This is a genomic window from Mesorhizobium sp. EU05-FHT14A09, from assembly GCF_058790995.1.
The window spans coordinates 1,522,439-1,544,622 of record NZ_JBYTDF010000001.1 but is presented as its reverse complement, the minus strand read 5'-3'; the positions used below and the strand labels follow the sequence as shown (position 1 = coordinate 1,544,622).

Annotated in this window: 21 protein-coding genes; 4 read left to right on the top strand and 17 right to left on the bottom strand. The window is 62.8% G+C overall.

The genetic code is table 11. The annotated features are described in order from the left end of the window. Positions 1-2 precede the first annotated feature (2 nt). Positions 3-1,043, top strand: a complete 1,041-nt coding sequence (locus AC3WTO_RS07250; protein ID WP_492459966.1) for an EscU/YscU/HrcU family type III secretion system export apparatus switch protein — start codon at positions 3-5, stop codon at positions 1,041-1,043. 66 nt (positions 1,044-1,109) lie between these two features. Here the strand turns inward: AC3WTO_RS07250 and AC3WTO_RS07245 are convergent, their stop codons facing one another. The 9 genes from AC3WTO_RS07245 to AC3WTO_RS07205 are packed head-to-tail and all read right to left on the bottom strand — an operon-like array spanning position 1,110 to position 11,428. Continuing rightward, positions 1,110-1,802 (bottom strand): ABC transporter ATP-binding protein, encoded by a 693-nt coding sequence (locus AC3WTO_RS07245; protein WP_492459965.1) that lies wholly within the window; start codon positions 1,800-1,802, stop codon positions 1,110-1,112. After that, entirely contained in the window at positions 1,799-3,511 is a 1,713-nt protein-coding gene (locus AC3WTO_RS07240; protein ID WP_492459964.1) for a branched-chain amino acid ABC transporter ATP-binding protein/permease, read from the bottom strand. The genes AC3WTO_RS07245 and AC3WTO_RS07240 overlap by 4 nt, the downstream gene beginning before the upstream one ends. After that, positions 3,498-4,367 (bottom strand): branched-chain amino acid ABC transporter permease, encoded by an 870-nt coding sequence (locus AC3WTO_RS07235; RefSeq protein ID WP_379071285.1) that lies wholly within the window; start codon positions 4,365-4,367, stop codon positions 3,498-3,500. Before AC3WTO_RS07235 ends, AC3WTO_RS07240 begins: the two co-directional genes overlap by 14 nt. 60 nt (positions 4,368-4,427) lie before the next feature. Continuing rightward, positions 4,428-5,612 carry an ABC transporter substrate-binding protein gene (locus AC3WTO_RS07230; protein WP_492459963.1) on the bottom strand — a complete coding sequence of 395 codons (1,185 nt, stop codon included), beginning with the start codon at positions 5,610-5,612 and terminating at the stop codon, positions 4,428-4,430. A 48-nt stretch (positions 5,613-5,660) separates the two neighbouring features. Next, on the bottom strand, positions 5,661-6,761 hold the full coding sequence (locus AC3WTO_RS07225) for a CobW family GTP-binding protein (RefSeq protein WP_492459962.1): 1,101 nt from the start codon (positions 6,759-6,761) through the stop codon (positions 5,661-5,663). Beyond that, positions 6,748-8,412: an amidohydrolase gene (locus tag AC3WTO_RS07220; RefSeq protein WP_492459961.1), complete on the bottom strand. Its 1,665-nt coding sequence runs from the start codon at positions 8,410-8,412 to the stop codon at positions 6,748-6,750. The genes AC3WTO_RS07225 and AC3WTO_RS07220 overlap by 14 nt, the downstream gene beginning before the upstream one ends. Positions 8,413-8,462: 50 nt before the next feature. After that, positions 8,463-9,236, bottom strand: a complete 774-nt coding sequence (locus AC3WTO_RS07215; protein ID WP_492459960.1) for an SDR family NAD(P)-dependent oxidoreductase — start codon at positions 9,234-9,236, stop codon at positions 8,463-8,465. After that, positions 9,233-10,030, bottom strand: coding sequence for an SDR family oxidoreductase (locus tag AC3WTO_RS07210; RefSeq protein WP_492459959.1), 798 nt, complete (start codon positions 10,028-10,030; stop codon positions 9,233-9,235). The genes AC3WTO_RS07215 and AC3WTO_RS07210 overlap by 4 nt, the downstream gene beginning before the upstream one ends. 3 nt (positions 10,031-10,033) lie before the next feature. Next, complete coding sequence (locus AC3WTO_RS07205) at positions 10,034-11,428, bottom strand: transaminase (protein ID WP_492459958.1); 1,395 nt, start codon at positions 11,426-11,428, stop codon at positions 10,034-10,036. Positions 11,429-11,585: 157 nt separating this feature from the next. On the opposite strand from AC3WTO_RS07205, the gene AC3WTO_RS07200 reads away from it, so the two are divergent. Both AC3WTO_RS07200 and AC3WTO_RS07195 read left to right on the top strand, forming a co-directional pair. Continuing rightward, positions 11,586-12,359, top strand: a complete 774-nt coding sequence (locus tag AC3WTO_RS07200; RefSeq protein WP_492459957.1) for an IclR family transcriptional regulator — start codon at positions 11,586-11,588, stop codon at positions 12,357-12,359. Between the two features lie 255 nt (positions 12,360-12,614). Then, complete coding sequence (locus tag AC3WTO_RS07195; protein WP_492459956.1) at positions 12,615-13,562, top strand: helix-turn-helix domain-containing protein; 948 nt, start codon at positions 12,615-12,617, stop codon at positions 13,560-13,562. Positions 13,563-13,758: 196 nt separating this feature from the next. On the opposite strand, the gene AC3WTO_RS07190 is transcribed toward AC3WTO_RS07195, so the two are convergent. From AC3WTO_RS07190 to AC3WTO_RS07155, 8 genes are all read right to left on the bottom strand, one after another. Further along, a complete protein-coding gene (locus AC3WTO_RS07190) occupies positions 13,759-14,733 on the bottom strand; it encodes a branched-chain amino acid ABC transporter permease (protein WP_492459955.1) in 975 nt (324 codons plus the stop codon). Positions 14,734-14,738: 5 nt separating this feature from the next. Next, a complete protein-coding gene (locus tag AC3WTO_RS07185) occupies positions 14,739-15,629 on the bottom strand; it encodes a branched-chain amino acid ABC transporter permease (protein ID WP_492459954.1) in 891 nt (296 codons plus the stop codon). Then, positions 15,629-16,342, bottom strand: a complete 714-nt coding sequence (locus AC3WTO_RS07180; protein ID WP_492460060.1) for an ABC transporter ATP-binding protein — start codon at positions 16,340-16,342, stop codon at positions 15,629-15,631. The genes AC3WTO_RS07185 and AC3WTO_RS07180 overlap by 1 nt, the downstream gene beginning before the upstream one ends. Next, on the bottom strand, positions 16,335-17,072 hold the full coding sequence (locus AC3WTO_RS07175; RefSeq protein ID WP_492459953.1) for an ABC transporter ATP-binding protein: 738 nt from the start codon (positions 17,070-17,072) through the stop codon (positions 16,335-16,337). The genes AC3WTO_RS07180 and AC3WTO_RS07175 overlap by 8 nt, the downstream gene beginning before the upstream one ends. A 142-nt stretch (positions 17,073-17,214) precedes the next feature. After that, on the bottom strand, positions 17,215-18,417 hold the full coding sequence (locus tag AC3WTO_RS07170) for an amino acid ABC transporter substrate-binding protein (RefSeq protein ID WP_492459952.1): 1,203 nt from the start codon (positions 18,415-18,417) through the stop codon (positions 17,215-17,217). 60 nt (positions 18,418-18,477) lie between these two features. Beyond that, on the bottom strand, positions 18,478-18,867 hold the full coding sequence (locus tag AC3WTO_RS07165; protein ID WP_492459951.1) for a nuclear transport factor 2 family protein: 390 nt from the start codon (positions 18,865-18,867) through the stop codon (positions 18,478-18,480). Between the two features lie 14 nt (positions 18,868-18,881). Then, positions 18,882-19,676, bottom strand: coding sequence for a MoaF C-terminal domain-containing protein (locus AC3WTO_RS07160; protein WP_492459950.1), 795 nt, complete (start codon positions 19,674-19,676; stop codon positions 18,882-18,884). Between the two features lie 18 nt (positions 19,677-19,694). Beyond that, positions 19,695-20,483 carry an SDR family NAD(P)-dependent oxidoreductase gene (locus tag AC3WTO_RS07155; RefSeq protein ID WP_492459949.1) on the bottom strand — a complete coding sequence of 263 codons (789 nt, stop codon included), beginning with the start codon at positions 20,481-20,483 and terminating at the stop codon, positions 19,695-19,697. Between the two features lie 196 nt (positions 20,484-20,679). Here AC3WTO_RS07155 and AC3WTO_RS07150 point away from each other — a divergent pair, with 196 nt between their 5' ends. Next, on the top strand, positions 20,680-22,182 hold the full coding sequence (locus tag AC3WTO_RS07150; protein ID WP_492459948.1) for an aldehyde dehydrogenase family protein: 1,503 nt from the start codon (positions 20,680-20,682) through the stop codon (positions 22,180-22,182). Positions 22,183-22,184 lie beyond the last annotated feature (2 nt).

The following is a 22,184-nucleotide window of genomic DNA, read 5'->3' as shown; positions in this document are numbered from 1 at the left end:
GCATGGCAGACGAAGCCGAGGAAAAAAGACTACCGGCGTCCGACAAGAAGCTACGCGACGCCAAACGCAAGGGCCAGGCCTCGCAAAGCCGGGACTTTGTCTCGGGTTTCGGGCTGTGCGCCGCCCTCGCCTATGTCTATCTCGTCTGGCCGGGCGCATCGGCGCATTTTTCCGAACTCGTCGAGACTATAACGGACTACAACGTCCCCTTCGCGGAGATCCTGCCGCGCAGCGCGCGCCACGCGTTTTTCCTGCTGATGTACATCACCGTGCCGATGGTGGCGATCGTCATCGCGGTCACTCTGCTGTTCGGCATGCTGTCGACACTTGGCCCCGTCTTTTCCTTCGAGGCCATCAAACCGCAATTCGACCACATCAACCCGACCAAGGGTCTGCAGAAGATCATGTCGCTGCGCAATGTCGTCGAATTCGTGAAGGGTCTGGTCAAACTGGTTTTCCTGACCGCGCTGTTCGTGGTGATCCTGGTGCAATGGCTGCAGCCATTGTTCGATGCGCCGGGATGCGGCATCGGCTGCATGGCGCCGATGCTATGGGGCGTTCTGGTTCCGGTCGGCGTCTCGGCGGCGCTTGCCTTCCTCGCCATCGGCATTCTCGACATGCCGTTGCAGCGCTGGCTGTTCCTGCGCGACATGCGCATGACGACGACCGAATACAAGCGCGAGCACAAGGACATGGAGGGAGACCCGCTGATACGCCAGGAGCAGCGGCGCCAGCGACGCGAAGCCGTGCAGTTACCGGCACGGCTGGGAGTGCAAGGTGCGGTCGTCGTCTTCACGGGGGACGAGTTGGCGGTCGGGCTGCGCTACATCAGAGATGAAACGCCGGTGCCGGTGGTTGTCGCCAAGGGCCAGGGCCGGGCCGCGCTCGACATGATTGCGCAATCGCGGGCTGCGTCCATCCATATCGTTCAGGACGCCTCCCTTGCTCAGGATCTGTTTCAGAAGACCAGCACCGGAAGCTACATCGGCCAGAACATGTTCTCGCCGGTCGTACGTCACCTCGTCCGCCTTGGGCTGACCTGATCTCCAGGTCAAACCACATCGTCCGGCCCGATCATGCGGCCGGATTTGTTTTCTCCGCTCCAAGCGCTATCCGCCGAGATACAGTTTGTGCAGTTCGTCCGGCGAGCGCAGCAACGTCTTGCAGTCGCCGTCATAGACGACACGACCGCGACGCAGGACATAGGCACGGTTGCCGATGCCGAGAGCCAGGGCTGCGAACTGCTCGACCAGCAGCACGGCCAGACCGGCATCGGCCAGCTTGCGCACCGCCGTCATCAGTCTCGAGACGATGACGGGGGCCAGCCCGGCCGACATCTCGTCGATCATCAGCACCTTCGGTCTCGTCAGCAGAGCCCGCGCGATGACCAGCATCTGCTGTTCGCCTCCCGAAAGCAGGCCGGCACGGACGGTGCGGCGCTGCATCAGTTCCGGGAACAGCCCGTAAGCCTCGGAAAGATCACTGCCGTCACGCAAGGCCACCTTCATGTTCTCTTCAGTGGTCAGCTGGCTGAAGATGGTGCGGCCCTGCTCAACATGGGCCAGGCCCTCGCGCGAGCGCTGCCCCGGTCGAGCCTTCTGGATCTCATGGCCGTCGATGGCGATCGTGCCGCCGGCGACAGGAATGATGCCGGAAAGACCTTCGAGAAGCGTCGTCTTGCCGGCCCCGTTGGCGCCCAGCACGACGCTGATCGAGCCACTTTCGACACGGGCATTGATCTCGGTGACGACCGGCAGTTCGGAACGGCTGATCGACAGCGAAGAAATGACAAGCTCACTCATGCCGCGACACTCTCCTCGATGCCGAGATAGGCTCTTTTAACAGGCCCCTGGTCCAGCACCACGGCGGGTGGTCCGGACGCGATGACGCGACCGAAGTCAAGCACGGTGACCTGGCTGCAGGCCGCGCGAACGAGATCCATGTCGTGTTCAACCAGGAGCACGGAAGAGCCAAAACGCTCGGGAATTTCGGCAATACGCTTGCCGAGGCGCAGTGTTTCCTCATGCGACTGCCCTGCTGCCGGCTCGTCCAGCAGGATGACGGCTGGTCTTGCCGCAACCACGCCTGCGACATCAAGCAGACGGCGTGTGCCGGCGTCGACTGCCACGACCGGTGTTTCCGGGTTCGGGCAATCGAGCCAGTCGAGCATCGCACGAACCTCGGCTTCGCTCAGATTGCCGGCAGCAAGGCGCAGGTACCCGCCCACCGTCAACTCCGGCGCGATGCGATTGGTCTGCCATGTCCGGCGCACACCGCTGCGGGCCCTGAGATGAGCGGCCTTTCCTTCCAGGGGTGCCGTCCCCAGCTTTATCGAACCTTCGTAAGCGGCAAGGAAACCCGACACCGCATCGATGAAAGTCGATTTGCCGGCACCGTTGGGCCCGATCAGGCCGGCGACCGATCCGGCCGGAATGGTCAGGTCGACGCCGTCGAGCGCCAGCACCGTGCCATAGCGCACCGTGAGCTTGTCGACCGTGAGAGCAGCGCCCTTGGCGTGTTCGATGCGGGCAGGCAGATCGCCCTCGGACGAGGCACCACCTTTGGCCGTGCGCCGGGGCGCCAATTTGCGCAGCAGCCGACGATAGGTCTCGCTCATCGTCTCGCCGGTCGACAGCGCCTGTGTCGCGCCGAGCGCGAACAGCACGTTGCCGATGTCCTGCGGCAAGTCGAACCGGCGCAGGATTTCCGGGAACATGACGACGAGGAGACCGCCGATGATGGCGCCTTCCGCGAAATGCGCTCCGGTCATCACCGCGACCGCATAGAGGCTGAGCGACTGCATCATCGAGAAATTCTCGGCGACCAACGTACCGAGATACCCGGCGAGCAGTCCGCCGGAGATACCGGCAATGAAGGCGCTGATGGCAAAGGAAGACAGCTTGGCCTTGGCAACGCTGACGCCATGCGCAGCGGCGGCACGTTCGGAATGACGCACCGCCAGCCAGGAGGCGCCGAGCCGCGAACGTGCCAGGAATTCCAACGCCACGGAAATTGCCACATAGAAGATCAGAGCGAAGACGAAGTAGCCCTCGTCACTGTCGAACAGTTCCGGACGCGGCACCTGGATGAAGGCAGTCTGGCCGGGGAAAGTCATGGTTGCCAGGATGACGTCGAATGCGGCAGCAAAAGACAAGGTGATGATGGCGAGATTGATGCCGCGCAGCCTGAGCGCCGGCAATCCGATTGCCACACCCAGCGGCACAGCGGCTAAGCCGCCGAGCAGTATCCAGAGCGCCAGGCCACCCGGCGCCTCTGCAAGGTTGAGATAGCCCACTGTCCAGGCGCCGACGCCGGCAAAGGACATCTGGCAGAGCGCAATCATCCCGGTGCGGCCGGCGACCAGCCCCAGGCTCTGCAACGCCACGCCGGTGATCAGCACCGACGTCGCCAGGAACACCCAATAAGACGACAGCAGCCCAGTGATGACGCCGCCCAGCACGATGGCAGCGATGATAATGACGAGCGAGGCCCGGATACTAGCGCGCTTCATCCCAACGGGCCTCCCTTTGCGACCACAGAAGCACGGCCAGGATGACCAGGAAGGGAATGGCGCTGCGATATTGGGCGATCGAGTCGACCGAGCTGGCCAGCCCCTCCAGCACACCGAGCAGAATGCCGCCGGCAAGCGTCAGCCAGAAGCTGCGGAACAATCCGACGAGTGCCGCCGCCAGCGCCGGTACAACCAACAGGCTGAGCGTCATGAAATTTGGCGAACGCTGTGGCGCGATGATCATCAGCGCGAAGGTGGTGAAGGCGCCGGTAGCACCCCAAACCAGCAGCGACAGCAGTCTCACCTTCACGCCGATCAGTTCAGCGGCAAGCGGCCTGTCCGACAGCGCGCGCAGATGCAAACCGATGCGGGTACGGTTGAGAAACAGATCGGACAACACAGTGAAAAGTACGGCAAGGCCGATGGTGAGAGCCGAAGCGATCGTCACCTCGACACCGGCGAGACGGAAGGCCGAGCCAGGAAACAGGTCCGGCATGACGCGCGGATGCTGGCCACCGGTCAGCCTTAGACCGACTGCGATCAGGCCGACCAGCAGGGCCGCGGTAACCGCGGCCTTGGTCGAAGGGTTCGCTTCGGCAAACCAGCGGGTCATGACGAAGCCGATCAGCACGCCGACGGCCGCTCCGACCAGAATGCCCGCAATCACGGACGGGAAAGTCGGATAACCGGACTCAGTCAAGGCAATCAGCGCAAAGGTGCCGGCCGAACCGATCGCGGCGCCGGTGAAATTGACCACGGCGACAAGCCGGTAGGTGAAGACGGCGCAGACGCCGAGCAGCGCATAGGTGCCGCCTGCAGTCAGCCCGGCAATGGCGGGTGTGAGAAACGAATTCATCGATGATCCCGAATGAAAAAAGAGGACGGCAGAACATGTCTGCCGTCCTTCAGTCAGCGGCTACTTTGCGTCAGGAAGCACGACCCATTCAGGTGTTTCCACCTTCCAAGCCCCGTTTTCGAGCTTCATGACTTTGGTAGCGCGCATCGGCGAATGGGTCTTTGCTTCACCGAATACGTAGGGCGAGCCGGCGAGCGGATCCGAGATCGGCTTCATTTCCAGAAGCGCCTTGGTCACGCTTTCGCGCGTCACTTCACCGTCGATGCCCTCGATGACCTTGAGGAACATCCTGGCGGCCAGGTAACCGCCCTGCGAGAAGGCAGTCAGCGGGCGGCCGGCCTTGTTCATGTCGGCGATCCACTGCGCATTGGCAGCCGAACCGGTCTCGGTGAAAGGCTCCCATTCGGTGCCGGCATAGATCGGCTGCTTGGTGTCAGCCAGCGCCTTGGCCACCTGCACGGTGTAGCCGGGAGCCAGGAACAGCCAGTTGATGCCGGTGATCTTCTGAGCATCCACCGTCTTGATGAGCTGCACCACCTGTGGCTCGACCTGATTGGTCAGAACCGTGTCGCAGCCGGCGTCACGCGCCTTGATGACGTAAGGCGTCAGATCGCCCTGGAAAGGCAGGGTGAGGTCGAGCAGGTGCACCTTCTGGCCACTGATCTTCTCCCAATCCTCGATACCCTTCTTGTAGGCTTCCTGGGTGCCGCCGATGATGATGAAGAAAGCGCAGAATTTCTGGCTCTTCAGCACATTGGAGGCGTAGTAGCCCATGGCCGTCGACAGCGTGAACGGGCCGACATTGACCGGCGCGACACTGGGTGAGGAAAAACATGCGGCGTCGACGCCAAGACCCTGAACAGAAAGCACTTTCTTTCGGTTGTAGTTGACCGCGTTGACGGCACAGTCGAGCAGGCTGCCCGAGCCCACCAAGGCGACCGCTTCCTTGTTGTCGATCAGGTCGCGTGCGGCCTGGGCGGCAACGGCCGGATCGGCCTTGTCGTCGGCAATGGTGTATTCGATCTTGCAGCCATTGATACCGCCGGCAGCGTTGACGGCGTCAAACGCAGCCTGCGTCGCCTTGGGGACCTCGCTGAAGTCCGCAGGGCCGGTGATGGTCGAAACCGCGCCAACCTTGATGGTACCGTTGGCGCAGGTCGGACCGGCCGCCGCTGCGCCTCCCGTCAAGGCGCCGATGCCGATCGCGGCAAAGACGCCGGAAAGCAAAGTCGATTTCCAATGCATGTTCTCTCTCCCCTTGGTTCAAGCGTGTCTACACGCCTTTGTTGACTGCTATGCCGCATGTCTTTCGGACGGCGGCGCTCCCGCTGGACGAACCCCTGCAAATTTCACAAGCGTCCGCTCGATGGCTTCGCGCGCGATATCGCGCACGATGAAGACGAGGCGCGTGCGCCGATCAGGCGACGGCCAGGAATCCAGCCGCGTCGGCGGATGAAACACGTGCTGCACACCGTGCAGCACCAGCGGCCGCCCGATATCTCCCGCCACGCAGACCAGCCCCTTGAGACGAAGAAGATCCTCTCCCTTCAAAGCCGCGATGTAGTCCAGCCAGGTCGCGAACGTGGCCCACTCCACCGGCTCGTCGATAACGAAGCTGTAGGACTGGATGCCATGATGATGGCCATGGGCGTGATGATGGTGATCGTGGTGATCGCAGTCCGGCCCACATTGATGTTCATGGTCGTGAACGGACTGCATCGCCTTGTCGAGCCAGACGGCGATCCCGTCCGCCCGCGCCTCTCGCCCCAGCGTCTCGGCATCGAGCAAGGTTCCCAGCGCGGCGTCCGCCACGAGGCACCGTTCGGCCGTCGGTGCAAGCGCCGCCAGCCTGTGCTGCAGCGCATCCACCTTCCAGCCGTCGACAAGATCGGCCTTGGTGATGATCAGGCGGTCCGCTACCGCCACCTGCTTGGCGGCTTCAGCGTGACGCTCCAGCGTCGCGGGACCATTGACCGCGTCCACGGTGGTGACAACACCCGCGATGCGGTAGCGGCTGGCAAGATCCTGCTCAGCAATCAGCGTGTGCAGGATGGGTGTCGGATCCGCCAGGCCAGTGGTTTCGATCACGACGCGGTTGAGTTTCGGCAATTCTCCATCGGTGGTGCGTCGATGCAGTATCTTCAGCGTCTCGACCAGATCTCCGCGCACCGTGCAGCAGACGCAGCCGTTGTCGAGCAGTTGGAACTGCTCTTCGCTGGCTTCGATCAGCAGGTGGTCGAGGCCGATTTCGCCGAATTCATTGACGATCACGGCGGCCCCGTCCATCGACGGCTCCTTGAGCAATCGGTTGAGCAAGGTTGTCTTGCCCGAACCGAGGAAGCCGGTGAGGATCGTGACCGGGATCAACCCGCCAGCAGGGTCAGGTTCGCTCATACACCACCCTTCCCTCGAACCAGGTCGTCATGACCTTGATGTCGGCAATCTCGTCGGCGGGAATTTCGAGCACGTTGCGGTCGAGTTCGATGAAGTCGGCCGACTTGCCGACCTCGATCGAGCCGATCGTCTCGCCCAGCCCGATGGCGCGTGCCGAATTGATGGTGAAGATCTCCAGTGCGGTGGCGACGTCGATCGCCTCTTCCGGCCACAGCGCTTCACCGGCGAACTCGCCATTCGGGTTCTGGCGCGTCACCAGACCTTCGATGCCGTTCCACGGATCGGGATTGGGCATGACCGGCCAGTCGGAGCCGCCGGCCAGCAATGCGCCGGCGGCAAGCAATTGTTTGTTTGGCCAGAAGCGCAGCGCACGCTCGACGCCCATCGCCTGCTTGTGGCCCTCCAGGAAGCTGGTCGGATACCAGAGGAATGGTGACAGGTCGGCGGCGACGCCGAGTTCGGCGAAACGCGGAATGTCGTTGGGTGCGATATAGCTGGCATGCGCGATGTGGTGGATCAGCTTGGTCGGGCCATTGAACGAGCGCACGACATCGATGGCATCGAGAGCCTGGGAAACGGCCGCATCACCGGCGCAGTGAATCTTGACCGCCAATCCGAGCTTTTCACATTTGCCGACCCAGCGGATGAGATCGGGTACCGTGACGATGGTCGAGCCACGGAAGCAGCAACCGAGGATCGGATCGGCGACATAGGGCTCATGGAACGCGGCGGTCTTGGCGCCCGGCACGCCGTCCAGGAAGACCTTCACGAAATCCGGCTTGGCATGCGCGCTGCGATACTGTTCCTTCAGGGCGATCAGTTCGTCGCCGGCGATGCCGAACATGAAAGACGGTTCGACGGCGGGCATGGCGGAGACCGACCACGCTGTCAGTTCGCCGCGGTCGTCCAATCCCTTCAGCGCGGCCAGGATCGGCTGCATGGCGGCAGCGTCGAGGAATGCCGTCACGCCGTAGGAATTCAGCGTGGAGATGGACTGCGCCATGGCGGCCCGGTCCATTTCCTCGGTGTAGTAGCCGGAGTTCGCGATCACGCTCTCAACCAGGCCGGAGGCGGATTCGATCATCAGGCCGGTCGGAGCACCGGTCGCGGGATCGCGGCCGATGGAGCCCTGGTCCGGATCGGGCGTGTCCTTGGTGATGCCGGCCAACCGCATCGCTTCCGAGTTGACCCAACGATTGTGATAACTATCGTCACGCAACATCACCGGACGGCCCTGTGCAGCTGCATCCAGCAGAGCAAGAGCTTCTAAGCTGTTGAGCTTGGCGTGCAGGTCGCTGCCCCATTGGCCGCCGATGATCCAGCTGCCCGGCTTGGTGGTGGCCGCCTTCTCACGCACCTTCTCGACAATGGTCTCGAAGCTCGATGTAGAGGCATAACGCAACTCGAACAGTTCGGCCTGGCCACCCATCATCAAATGGGCATGGACGTCGACGACGCCTGGCATCAGCATCGCGCCCTTGAGATCGACGGTGCGCGTGCTGCCTCCGGCAAATGGTGCGACGCTTGCCGCATCACCGACCGCCACGATGCGCCCGCCCTTCACCGCCACATGCGATGCCCAGGGCTGCTTGCGGTTCATCGTGTAGATGCGACCATTGCCGAGAACCAGATCGGCACTTCTGTCAGGCATGCTATTTCCTCCACCCAATTCATGTGGTCGCTGCTGCGACCGTAATCTCCTCACACCGCCCTGTTCTGGGTCGGTGCCCGTCCTCCACCATCGGCAACCAGCACAGAGCCGGTCACAAACGACGCCTCGTCGGACGCCAGAAACAGACAGCAGGATGCAATCTCGGCCGGATCTGCGATCCGCCGCAGCGCAATGCGGCCAGTCAAGGCCGCGAACTCCTGCTCCGGCGACGAGCCATTGGCTGCCGCCGCAACCTCCATTTCTTCCTCGCTCATCGGCGTGCGCACCCAGCCGGGCGCCAGCGCGTTGGCGCGGATACCGTCGGGGCCGTGCGCGTAAGCGAGCGACCGTGTGTAAGAAACCAGTGCCGCCTTGCTCGCCGAATAGGCAGCATTCTGCGCGCTCGCATTAAACGCGCCGACCGAAGCGATGTTTACCACCGCCCCACCCTTCTTCTTCAGAAGTGGTATCGCCGCCCGGCACACCATCATCGTACCGGTCACATTGACGGCAAAAGTCTTCTCCCAGACGTCGTTGGAAACCGTCTCCGGCTCATCCGGGATCAACAGTCCGGCCGCATTGACGACGATGTCGACCTGACTGCCGCACGCGTCGATGGCGCGTTTCACATCGGCTGTGTCGGTGATGTCGCCGTGCACGGCCTTGCCGCCAGTAGCCTTGGCCGCATCGTCGAGCGCCGCGCCACCCAGCCCGAACAGGATGATTTCAGCGCCATGCCGGCTGAAAAGCTCGGCCGTCGCACGCCCCATGCCTGTTGCGGCGCCCGTGACAAGCGCCTTGCGCCCGTGCAAACGCCCGCTCACGACAGCCCCCAGTGATTTTCTACGGCGTATCCGGTTTCGGGCAGCGTCGAACCGCCATCGACGACGATGGTCTGACCCGTGGTGTACTTGGCCTCAGGCGACGCCAAGTAAAGCATGGCAAAGGCGATATCGTCGGCTTCGCCGTAGTGCCCTAGGGGAATGAACTGGCTGAGCCTGTTCGCCACTTCGGGTTTGCTCATCGAGCCGCGATCCTTGGCGATGAAGCCCGGTTCGACCCCGTTCACGGTGATACCATCGCGGGCATACTCGAAAGCAGCACCGCGAATGAAGGCATTGACGCCGGCCTTGGCCGCCGAGTAATGCGCCCCGCCAGCCATGGCAACTCGCGCCGAGACCGACGAAGTCACCAGGATGCGGCCGAAATTCTGCCTGCGCATGGCCGGTGCCGCCGCCTGCGCCAGCCAGAAACAGGCCTTGAGGTTCAAAGACAGTGCCTGCTCAAGCTTGTCTTCGTCCAAATCATCGATCGACGCCCAGGGGCAGCCGCCGGCATTGTGCACGACGATGTCGAGCCGCCCCGCTTTCGAAGCGGCATTGTCGACGACCTCGTGCAGTTCAGAACGCCCAAGACCTGGTAGCGGCACGGCCCGAGCCGACAGGTTGCGCGTTGCCAACTCGATTGCGAGCGCTTCCGCGACGTCGAACGTCCGGTTGGCGATGACGACGGAAGCACCGGCTTCGGCAAAACGCGTGGCGATCGCCGCGCCGATGCCGCGTCCGCCTCCTGTCACCAGGGCAACCCGTCCGGTCAGATCGAAGCCCGGCGTGCCCATCGCTCAGGACACTCCGGCATTGGCAAGAAGATCGACGAAACGCCCGAACACTTCCGTGTGACGATCGACCTGCTCGGTAGTCGTCGCCGGACACATCAGGAACATGGTGTGGAACGGCGTCACCAATATGCCTTCGTTCATGTAGTAGGCGTGCAGCAGCGTCTCGAGGTCGCCACGCCGGCTGGCGATCACGTCGGCGCCGTTGCGCGGTGGCTTCGGCATGAACATGATCTCGGCACGGGCGCCGATCTGGGTGACATGCCAGGGCAATCCCCGCGTCTTGATGATCTTGAGCGCGCCTTCGGCAAGGCGGGTCGCATTGGCGGTCATCAGCTCGAAATTGGCAGGCGTCAGAACGTCTTCCAGCACCGCACGCATGGTCGCGATCGTCAGTGCGTTGCCGGCCAGCGTGCCGCCGATGCCAAGATGCGCGGACTGGCGCACACGCGGATTGACCTTGGGCACGATCGCCCACAGCCGCTCGGCGATTTCCTGCGACACGCCGAAGACACCGGCAGGAATACCGCCAGCGATTGCCTTGCCGGCAACGAGAATATCCGGCTCCAGGCCGCGCTGGCTGGTGTAGCCGCCAGGACCGCTCGAAATCGTATGCGTTTCGTCGATGATCAGAACGGTGCCGGTGCGCCGTGTGATGTCGCGCAACGCCTTGTGAAAACCTTCGGCGACCGGGATCATGCCGAAATTGGTCATCAGCGGCTCGGTCAGCACGCAGGCGACGTCGCCGGCTGAAAGTGCCTGCTCCAGCGCCTCGACATCGTTGAACTCGACTACCCGCGACACCGTCGAATGGTCGACGCCGTTGGGGTGGATCATGTTGCGCAGGCCGACACGACCGTCGCGGATCTCGACATGCGCCTCCTCGACGCCGCCGTGATAACAGCCGGAGAAGACCAGAACTTTTGGCCGACCCGTGATCATGCGGGCGATGCGGATGGCACCGCGATTGGCATCGGTGGCCGATGTGGTCAGCGTCCAGTAAGGCAGACCGAAGCGACGAGCCAGCTCGGCACCAACCCAAAGACTGTCCTCGGTCGGCAGCATCATCGTGGTGCCGTTCTGCAGCTGGCGCACCGCGGCGCGTGTCACCGCTTCCGGTGCATGACCGCACATGCCGCCGGTGTCACCGAGCGCGAAGTCGACATAATCATGGCCGTCGATATCGCGGATATGCGCGCCCGTGGCTTCCGCCGCATAGACCGGAAAACCACCCGCCCAGCGCCGCATCCAATGCGAAGGACCTCCGTAGAGGAAATGGCGCTGCCCTTCTTCCCAGGCTTCCGCCGAACGCGGATGGGTAAGCCGGAAGCGCTCCTGCTCCTGGTCGAGCAATTCCGCGATGGTCGCCGTATTGCGGTCTGTTGGTGCAGCAAGCGTCAAGCTTTGAAATCTCCCTGTACATGCCGTTGAGGCATGGCTACAATTCCCATCCGGTTCATTATTTGAACCGTCGTTTTATTTGTTGCATGCAGACTGCAAGCTTGGTTGGCTGCTGTCAAGTTAATTCACACGCTAAGTATCGTTTTGAAGTCTGATAATGAGCACTGTGCGCAAAGCCATTTCGCTGCTGGAACTGTTCACGCTGGAAGAGCCGGAAATCGGCCTTTCTGACCTCGCCAGAAAAGCTGATCTCGACAAGGCGACGGCACGGCGCCTGCTGGTGGCGCTGGCCGCACACCGTCTCGTGGAACAGGAGCAGGCAAGCCGCCGCTACCGGCTGGGAGCCGGGCTGACGCGGCTTGCCCGGATCCGCGATGCGCAGCTGCCGCTGGTGGCAGTAGCCGTGCCCATTCTGCGCGAGCTGTCTCAGCAAACCGGCGAGACCGTTCATCTTTCCGAATACAGCGCCGGCGCCCTGCTCACCATTCATGTCGACCTGTCGAGCAAAGCCAACCGCGTCAACGTCAATGTCGGCCAGATTCTGCCGCTGCATGGCACCGCGTCGGGTATCGCACTGCTCGCCTTCGCGCGTGACGAGATCCGACGCGATTGTCTGGAAACGCCACTCACCGCGTTCACCCCTCACACCATGACCGATGCGGAGAAGTTGCGGCAGGCAGTGCAAGTGGCAGCCAGGCGCGGCTACTCGCGCAGCGCGCAGGGTTACGAAGAAGGCGTGCATTCAGTGGCCGCTCCTGTTCTCGGTTCGGACGGCTATCCGATCGGCACTGTGGCGATCGCATCGCCGGTTTCGCGCGCCGATGACGCGGTGGCGGCGGCGCAAGGTGCCATGGTGATCGAGGCAGCTCGGCAGATTACGAAGCAGTTGATCGGCGAGGCGGTCGAGCCGGCAGGACGGATGCCGGGCTGACCGATCGAGCAGGCGTCGCCGCCGGCATCCGAACCCTTCCGTCGGCTTGTCTTTTCCAGCGCTCGAATACCGATGACAGTAAGGTGAGAGACAAGCGCTGATTTCGCTTGACCGGCTCGCTCGCGACAGCTTGCATGAGCGTTGCGAAAAGAATGATTAGCGTGTTAAGTTCCGTTTCAAAATATGTCACGCGCTAACAGCGGCGTTGTCATGCCAGCCCGCACCAAGACGGGAGGCGCCACCGAGGAGGAACCCATGCAGCATGCCGCCCGACATGTCAGCATCGCCGACGGCGAGGCTTTTCTGTCCACGTCCCGTATTCTGTTCGGGCCGATCACCCAGCGTTTTGAGCGTGGTTCGGTCGAATCGATCCCCAAGCTGCTTTCGGTCAATCTCGGCCCTTGCCGACTGTCTGAAATCCGCGCAAAGGCGCATGTCGTGGTCAACGACCGTGCGCATTGGCGCAGTTTCGATCCCGATGCCATCAAGATCCTTGTGCAGGTCGCAGGCCGCAGCCACTTCGAGCAGCAATCCGTGGCCGTCGATCTCAATCCGCGCTCGGCCATCATCTATGATCCGGTGCGCAGCTATTCCCTGCAAAACCTGACCGGCGTCGACCAGCTCATCCTGCAGGTGCCACGGTCCACCTTCAGCGACGATACGCTGGCCCGGCTGGCAGCGCCCCTGCCCTTGCCGGGTGATGAAGACAGCCTGACACACATCGTATCCGGGCTGATGCGCATGGCCATCGACGATGGCCGCAGGCTGGACGAAGCCAATTGCCGACGCGTCGGGGAAAGCCTTATCCAGCTCGTCAACGGACTGATCTGCTCCAAGCCTCAGCTTGCCGAGCTGCGCCGTTCACCGCTGGAAGCGTTGCGCGAACGCATCGTCGCTTACATCGACGCCAACCTGTCGCGCAGCGACCTCTCCGCCGATGAGATCGCCCGCCACATGGGCTGTTCGCGCCGCTATCTGCACCGGGCGTTCGAAGGCGAGGACATCACGCTGGAGCGTTTTGTGTGGGATCGCCGGCTGGAGCGCAGCCGCGAGGCGCTGATGGCGGGCAACGGCGCGTCGATCTCCGAGATCGCCTTTGCCTGCGGCTTCAATTCGAGCGCGCACTTCTCACGTGCCTTCAAGGCCAAGTATGAAGTTTCGCCACGCGAACTGCGCGACACCGTTCTCAGCCGGCTGCACTGACGACGTTGCCTTCTCTCTCGGGAAGGCAATCGCATCTATGATCGCGCCGACGCTGTCACAGCAGAACCAGCGTCTGATCGAGTGAAACGCCTCGCATTCCACGTAGCGACGAAAATGTTCAGAGCGGCTCCCATTCGGCGAGCCGCTCTGATTTTGTTTTGACGTTGTAGCGGTCGGAAAGCCGCACTGCCCTGTTCTAATTGCGTGCCATCGACATCGGCAGGATCTTGCGTGCGAGGCCTTTCGGCAGGAACAGCATCGCCAGGATGATTGTGAGCCCCGAGATGATGGGGTGATAGTCCGGCACGAAGATGCGGGCGATGTCGAACACCGCATACATGATGAAAGCGCCAAGGATCGGCCCGAGGATGGTGCCAGTGCCACCGACCACCGTCATCATCAGCGGCAGCAGCATCCAGTCGAGGTTGAAGACGGAATCCGGCCCGACATGGAAGATGTAGTAGCTGTAGAGACTGCCGGCGAGACCGGCGATGAAGGCACTGCCGGCGAAGGCGGCAACCTTGACCTTCAGCGTGTTGATGCCGTTGGCGGATGCAGCCATCTCGTCATCGCGCACGGCAATCAGCGCCAGGCCGTAGCGCGAGCGCATCAGCCAGCCGATCGCAACTGCGGTGCCGACCGTCAGACCCAGGCCGGTCCAGTAGTGCGGCATCAGCGTCTCGAAGGTGCTGGAGGGCGCAATCACGCCAAAAGCACCGCCGGTGAAGTCGCCGCCATTGACGAAGATCACCTTGAGGATCTCGCCGAAACCCAGCGTGCCAAGGGCGAAATAGTCGCCGCGCAGCTTGGAGAGCAGCGGCAGGCCGATCAGCGCGGCCGCCAGTGCGGCGACCAGACCGCTCAGCACCATGGTGACGGGATCGAAATAATAGATGCGCGGAAAGGTCTCGTAGAGCGAGCCCCAGAGGTAGTTGCCGCTCCACAGGATCGCCGTCGTATAGGCGCCGAGCCCGAAGAAGGCGTGCGAACCGAGGCTGATCTGGCCACCGAAACCGGCAACCAGGTTCCAGCCCTGCGCCATCACCGCATAGATGAAGACGAAGAACAGGAAGGAGAACAGGTAGCTGTCGATCGCCCCCGGCCAGAATGGCACCAGAGCGAGGATGACGGTGAGGAGCGCTGCCGCCCATTTCCACGATATATTGGCCATGGCGGTCATGCCTTCTTGTAGGGCCGGCTGAACAGTCCTTCCGGCTTGAACATCAAGACAGCCAGGAAGACGCCGTAGGCGATGGCGTTGGTCCAGCCACCTGAGATGAAGAACTGCGTGTAAGCCTCGATAAGGCCAAGGATAATGCCACCGGCCAGCGCGCCCGCGACATTGCCGATGCCGCCAAGCGCCAACGCCACCAGCGCCTTGAGGCTGAAGATGAAGCCGGCGAATGGATTGAACGGAAAGGTGGTCGCCACGGCAACGCCTGCGGCGCCGGCCAGCGCGATGCCGATCGCGAAGGCGATCGCATTCACTTTATGCGGGCTGATGCCCATCAGCGTTGCCGCTGTCATATCCTCGGAAGCCGCCCTCACCGCCTTGCCGACCAGGGTCTTGCGCAGGAACAGCACAACCAGCGCGGTACCTGCGAGCGCGATCAGGAAGCCCATGGAGCGGGTGAAGGAGGCACGCACGCCGAGCAGTTCGATGCCGCTCGCGGTGTAGCTGGTGACCACCGCAGCGGTGTTGCCGCCCCAAATGACGGTCATCAGGTTCTGCACCAGGAACATGACGCCGACAGCGATCAGCAACGAGATGTTGCGATCCTCCTCGGCGGCCGCCTTGCGGAACAAGCCCTGATAGATCAGCCAGCCAGCGACCAGACCGACCGGCACCATGATGAGCAGTGACAGGAATGGGTCGATGCCGAGGTGCTGGAACAGCGCGCGCACCACATAGGCGGCCAGGATGATCATGGCGCCCTGCGCCAGGAAGATCAGGCGCATGGTACCAAAAATGAGGCTCAGTCCGACGGCGGCCACACCATACATGGCGCCACCGAGCGCGCCGTTGATGGAAAGCTGCAGCAGGATCTCCGGCGATGGCAATGTCATCACAGCTCCAATACGCCCATATAGGCTTTCTGGACTTCGGGATCGGCGATGAGCTCGGCGCCCGTGCCTTGCATGGCAAGTTCGCCGGTCTTCAGCACGAAAGCGTAGTCGGCGATCTTCAGCGCCTGGTGGATGTTCTGCTCGACCAGCAGGATGGTGACGCCTTGCTTGTGCAGCGCCTCGATCAGCTGGAACATCTGCTGCACCACCAGAGGCGACAGGCCGATGGAGGGCTCGTCGAGGATGAGCAGCGACGGTTCGGACATGGTGGCGCGTGCAATCGCCAGCATCTGCTGTTCGCCGCCCGACAACGAACCCGCCTTCTGGCTGGTCCTCTCCTTCAGGCGCGGAAACAGGTCATAGGCCTTCTCGAGCGCACGCTTCATGTTCGCCCGTGCCTTGGGCTGGAAGGCGCCCAGTTCCAGGTTCTCCAGAACGGTCATCTGGCGAAACAGCCCGCGCCCCTCGGGCACATGGGCGATGCCCAGGCGGGCGATGTCTTCCGGAAGACGGCCAACCAGGGATGTGCCGGAGAGCTTGATCTCGCCGCGCTTGGCGGGGACAAGTCCGGAAATGGCTCTCAGCAGCGTGGTCTTGCCGGCACCGTTGGCGCCGACAATGGCGACCACGGAGCCCGCATCGACATGGATCGACACGCCCCAGAGCGCGCGCACGTCGCCATAGGCGACTTCGAGATCTGTTACTTCAAGCAGCCGGTTCGCCAAGATAGGCCTCGATGACTTTGCGGTTGGCGACGATTTCGGCGGGTGTGCCGTCGGCGATCTTGACGCCGTGGTCGAGCACGACGACGCGGCTGCACACCTTCATGATGGCATCCACCTTGTGCTCCACCCACAGGATGGAAATGCCCTTTTCGGAGCGTGTTCGGCGGATGACGTCGACCATCTGCCTGATTTCGGTCGGGTTGAGCCCGGCCATCGGCTCATCGAGCAGCAGAAGCGATGGTTCCGAAGCCACCGCGCGTGCTATTTCCAGCAGCCGGCGGTCGGACAAGGTCATATGCGCCGTCGTCACATCGCGCTTTGCGCCGAGGCCGACCAGATCGAGTGCGGCTTCGGCCGCCTCCCTTGCGTGCCGTACCCGCCCGCCGGAACCGTAGACGGCGCCGACCATGACATTCTCAAAGGCAGTCATGGTGAGGAAGGTGCGCACCAGCTGGAACGTGCGGGCGATGCCATGCCGGCAGATGAGGTGCGGCGCCGCGCCGGTGATGTCCTTGCCTTTGAAGCGGACTTTGCCGCGCGTTGGCGCGTAGATCGCCGTCATGACGTTGAAAAGCGTGGACTTTCCGGCGCCGTTCGGGCCGATCAGTCCAACCAGCTCGCCCCGGCCGACGACCAGATCAATGCCATCCAGCACCACGAGGCCACCGAAACGTTTGGTCACCGCCTCCAGGCTGAGCACGGTTTCGTCTGGCTGCATGCTTGTTCGGTTCCTTTGCCCGCTGGCTTCAGGGAAAGACTGCGTGGAGTTTATGTGGCCACAACCACGGCGCGGTGACTGCGGGCACGACGGGACGGCGCTGGCACGAGGCCAGACGTCGTCCCGACGGCACCCCCAACGTTTAGCGCTTGTCCCAGGCGGGAGCTGGCTTGTAGGTCCAGGTCCCATTCGGGAACAGCAGCTGATGCTTGCCTTCCCACCACTGCGTGGCAACAGACGGGATCAGCGCAAAGCCGGTCTCGTCGAACTTCAGCGGACCAACCACGGTATCCTTGAATTCCTGGTTGTAGATGGCGTCATGCACTGCGGCAGCGTCGGTCGAGCCGGCGCGTTCGATGGCCTGGAACAGCACCTGGGCGTTGGCGTAGAAGGCACCGACGGTGACCGAATCCTTCTTGTATTCGGCCTCGTAGCGCTCACCCAATTCCTTGGCGCCGTTGTAAGGATAGCTGGCCGACCAGAAACCGTCGGTCAGCACGTAGTTGGAATCCTTGCCCAGCGCGTCATGGAATTCGCCGGTCCAGGTGCCCTTCCAACCGTGGAAATATGGAACGCTGAAGCCGAGTTCCTTCATCTGGCGGATCAGCGTGACGGTGTCTGCTGGAGAGCCGAACACCAGCATGGCATCGGCATCGGCGGCCTTCAGCTTGGTGATCATCGCCGAATAGTCGGTCGAGCCCGTCGCCCACGGATCGTTGAAAGCGAAGGTGTAGCCATACTTCTTGGCTGCGGCCTCGAATGCACCGCCGAAGCCCTTGCCGTCTGGCGAATCTTCCGTGACCAGAGCCGGACGCTTCGGACGCTCGTTCTCCGGCAGCTTCTGCCAGATTTCGAATGGCACTTCGGCACCCGGACCAGGGTGGAAGAAGAACAACGCCGAATATTTCATCTTGAGCGGCTGCCACTCGAACGGGAAAGCCGCCGTGATCATGTAGAATTTCTTGTACTTCTCGGCGACGATGGCACCGGCGACATTGAGCGGGCCGGAGTGAGTCGAAAGCAGGATGTCGACCTTCTGCACCTTGACCAGGTTCTCGATCGCCGAAGCGACCTTGGCTTCCGTGCTTTCGTCGTCGGCGATGACCAGCCTGACCGGAAGCTTCTTGCCGGCTTCCTTGACCATGATGCCGCCGGCCTTGTTGATGTCGGCGACGGCCTGCTTGTAGGCCCATTCCTGTTCCTTGCCGTCACCGGCGAAGGGCCCGGTCAGCGAGACCGGCGCGCCGATGACGATCTCGTCGCCGGCTGCATTGGCAACGACGGTCGCACCGCCGGTCAACACCGTGGACAGCGCGAGCGCCGCCAGCATTCCTTTCAGGCTCATTCCCATGTTCTCCTCCCAATTCCACTCCCGCCGGAAGCCGGTCGGGCATGCCCCAGATGGTCAGCCGGTCGCCTGCGCGACCAGCTTGGTGTCGGTGAACTGCTCGAACCGCAGCACCTTGCCGTCCTCAACGTCCCAGACGTGGACGACACGCGCCTTCATCGGCTTGCCGGTGCGCTTGTAGGTGCCGGAATAGGTACCGATGCCGAGGATGGTTGAACCGCCGTCGACCAGCCGCTCCAGCGAGAAGGTGTAACCTTCCCATTCATCGCCGATGCGCTTGAACACGCCTTCGATGATGGCAACGGTCCCGACATAGGTGCCGGCGTAAGGAAAGCCTGCCATCTCGGTCCAGGCGGTGCGGTCGGTGATCGGCGCCATCATCGCCGCCAGATCCTTGTTGTCGGAGCCGGCGTAGTGCGCCTTGATCGCTTCGTAGTTCTTGCTCATGGCTTTGCCCGCGCTCAAACCGGCGCCGGTCCCTTTCCGTAGTCGATTGTCGATTTCTTGGTGATGAAAGCGCCGGCTGGCTTGTTTTCGATGGCGCCGGTCGAGATCACGCCGAGGAACTTGCCCGTCGAGCGCATGTCTTCCCAGTTGTAGAAGAACAGCGACGCCACCGGGATGATGAATTCGCGGAAACCAAAGATGTATTGCCCCTCTGCGAACTTCCAGGTCGTCGCCAGGTCGACGTCGCCATGGCCGCGCTGTACGCCGACCAGATTCTGCCAGGCGTAACGCTGTGATGACAGATAGATGTGCTCGTAGACGTGATTGGGGCTGTATTCGTAATGGGCGGTCAGGCCGACGAGATCACGCGACGGTGCGGGTTCGATGCCCGTCGGCGCAACCGAAGGATCGCCGAGCACACCGGCTAGCCATGTTTGTGCAACGCGTGGCTCGCCAGGCGCCTCGCCTCCCTCCCTCACTCTTTCGCGCACCGAAAGCACGCGACGGGTGCGGGTGTTGACGATAAAGGCTTCGTCTTCGGTTGGACGCGCCGCGAACGTCATGTTGATGAAGACCGTATCGGCGGCGACTTCCAGCGCCTCGTACCAGTCGACGCCGGCATCCCTGCCCTCGCTCCAGGCAACGGTGTCCGCCGACGTGAAAGCCAGATCGATCTGGCGGCCGCTGTTCAGCGTGATCTTGAAGGTCTGGCCAGCCAGCGCTCCGGTCGTGGGCAGCCTGTTGGTTGCGATGCCGGCAGCGAAATCATCGAAATGCTTCCAGTCGGCCGGTCTGTTCACGTCATTCATTGCAAGGTCCTCGAACGCTCAATCGACAAAGGCTAGGGTTGGCAGGTCCACCACCGTGGCGCCGCCATCGACGGTCAGGATCGAACCATTCATCATCGCGGCCTCTTCGGAGGCGACAAAGCAGATGACGTTGGAGACCTCTTCCGGTGTTGCGGGTCGGCCGAGCGGCACGTCCTTGGTGACGAGCTTGTAGGCTTCGTCGACGCTGGCGAGACCGTGCTTCTCGACGACGACCTGCATCTGCTCGTCCGCCATGGCGGTAGCCACCCAGCCCGGGCAGATGGTGTTGGTGCGCACGCCGCGGCGGCCATAGTCGCGCGCCAGCGATTTGCCGAGCCCGACACAGGCATGTTTCATGGTCACGTAACCTGCGGCGGCCGGGCCAGCGAACAGGCCGGCGATCGAGGCGACCACCACGATGTTGCCACGCTGGGAAATCAGGTCGGGCAGGATTTCGCGGGCACAGACGAAGGTGGTGTCGAGATTGGTTCGGGTCGACAGCGCCCATGTCTCGTCGCTCATCGAAATCGTGGGACCGACACCGTGGCCACCGGCATTGGCGATCAGGATGTCAACGAGGCCGAACTTGGCATGGACCTCCTTGAGCGCGGCGCGTACGGCACCGGCATCGGCGGCGTCACCCTGCACGATCAATGCATTGGTGTCGGTTGCCACGGCCTCCAGCGGTTCGCGCCGCCGCCCCATCAGGACGATGTTGGCGCCGTCCTTGGCCATACGCCTGGCGACAGCTGCACCGATACCTGTACCACCGCCGGTAATGAATGCGGTCTTTCCGGAAAATCTCATCGTTACCCCATGTTCGCGAGCCGCCGAGTCTGGCCCGTTCGTATGTACCGATAGTGCGATGCAGTTGGGCATAACGTCTTGTCCGAGCGGGAACTTTGTTTTGACTGAACGTGCACTTGGCCGGTCTTCGCCTTGAAGCGCGCGCGCCGTCCTCCTACCCCTCGGCACACGGCCAAGTGGCCGGCAGGAGGATTTGATGAACGAGAGAGTTGCCCCCCCGATCAGTGCCGCGGCATCGGCATTCCTTGCTCGCACGCATCGCCCTTTCATCGGGGGGCGCTTTGTCGATATCGACCAGGGCGGCGCATTGCCGGTTGATGACTCGGCAACGGGCGAGATCGTTGCACGCGTGCCTGAAAGCGGCGCTGAAATCGTCGACCAGGCAGTGAAGGCCGCACGTGCCGCACTTGAAGGCCCATGGGGCTCGATGGCGCCGGTCGAACGCGAGCGGCTGATGCTGAAACTCGCCGACGCCGTCGAAGCGGATGCGGATCTGCTCGCCGAAATCGAAAGCATCGAGAACGGCAAGTCGCTCGGCGTCGCCAAGATGCTGTCGGCCGGCGGTTCGGCGAACTGGCTGCGCTACTATGCCGGATGGGCGACCAAGATCGAAGGCGCGACGATCAATGTCTCCATTCCGGTTCCGCCCGGAGCCAAGCACCATGCCATGACGGTCATGGAGCCCGTCGGGGTCGTCGGCGCCATCGTGCCGTGGAACTTCCCGCTGATGATTGGCGTGTGGAAAATCGCGCCGGCACTCGCCGCCGGCTGCACCATCGTCATCAAGCCACCGCAGGAAACTCCGCTCGGCCTGCTGAGGCTTGCCGAGCTGATCGAAGCGGTTGGCTTCCCGGCCGGCGTAGTCAACGTCGTCACCGGCTCGGGTTCCGTGACGGGTGAAGCGCTGATCCGGCACCCCGGCGTCGACAAGCTGACATTCACGGGCTCGACCGAGGTCGGCAAGCGTGTCGGCCATGCTGCCGTCGATCGTGTCGCCCGCTTCACGCTGGAGCTGGGCTCGAAATCGCCGATGATCCTGCTGTCCGACATGGAAGACGGCATCGAGCCCCTGCTCGCTGGCCTCGGCATGTTCTTCAACCAGGGTCAGGTCTGTACGTCGGCCGCACGCATCCTGATCGAGAAGTCGATCTACGACCGGACGCTGGCGAGACTTGCCGAAATCGCCGACGGCATGACGCTCGGCGCCGGACGTGACGAAGGCGCGCAGATCAATCCGGTTGTCTCGGCCAAGCACAAGCAAAGCGTGCTCGGCTACCTCGACCGGGCGTTGGCCGCCGGCGGCGAACGCGTCAGTGGCGATCGCGCGGTTCCAGCCAAGGGCCACTACATCGCGCCGACCATCCTGCACAATGTGAAGCTCGATGCCGAGATCGTGCGCGAAGAGGTGTTTGGCCCGGTTGTCGCCGCGATGCCTGTCGCGGATCTCGACGAGGCGATCCGGCTCGCCAACGACACGCGCTATGGCCTTTCGGCATCGGTCTGGACGCGTGATCTCGGCAAGGCGATGAAGGCCGCGCACGGTCTGAAGGCCGGCACGGTTTGGGTGAATTCGCACAACACGCTGGATCCGGCCGCGCCATTCGGCGGTTTCAAGCAATCCGGGATCGGTCGCGAGCACGGCAAGGCAGCACTGGAGAGCTATCTGGAAACCAAGACCGTCATCATGCGGTACGCCTGAGC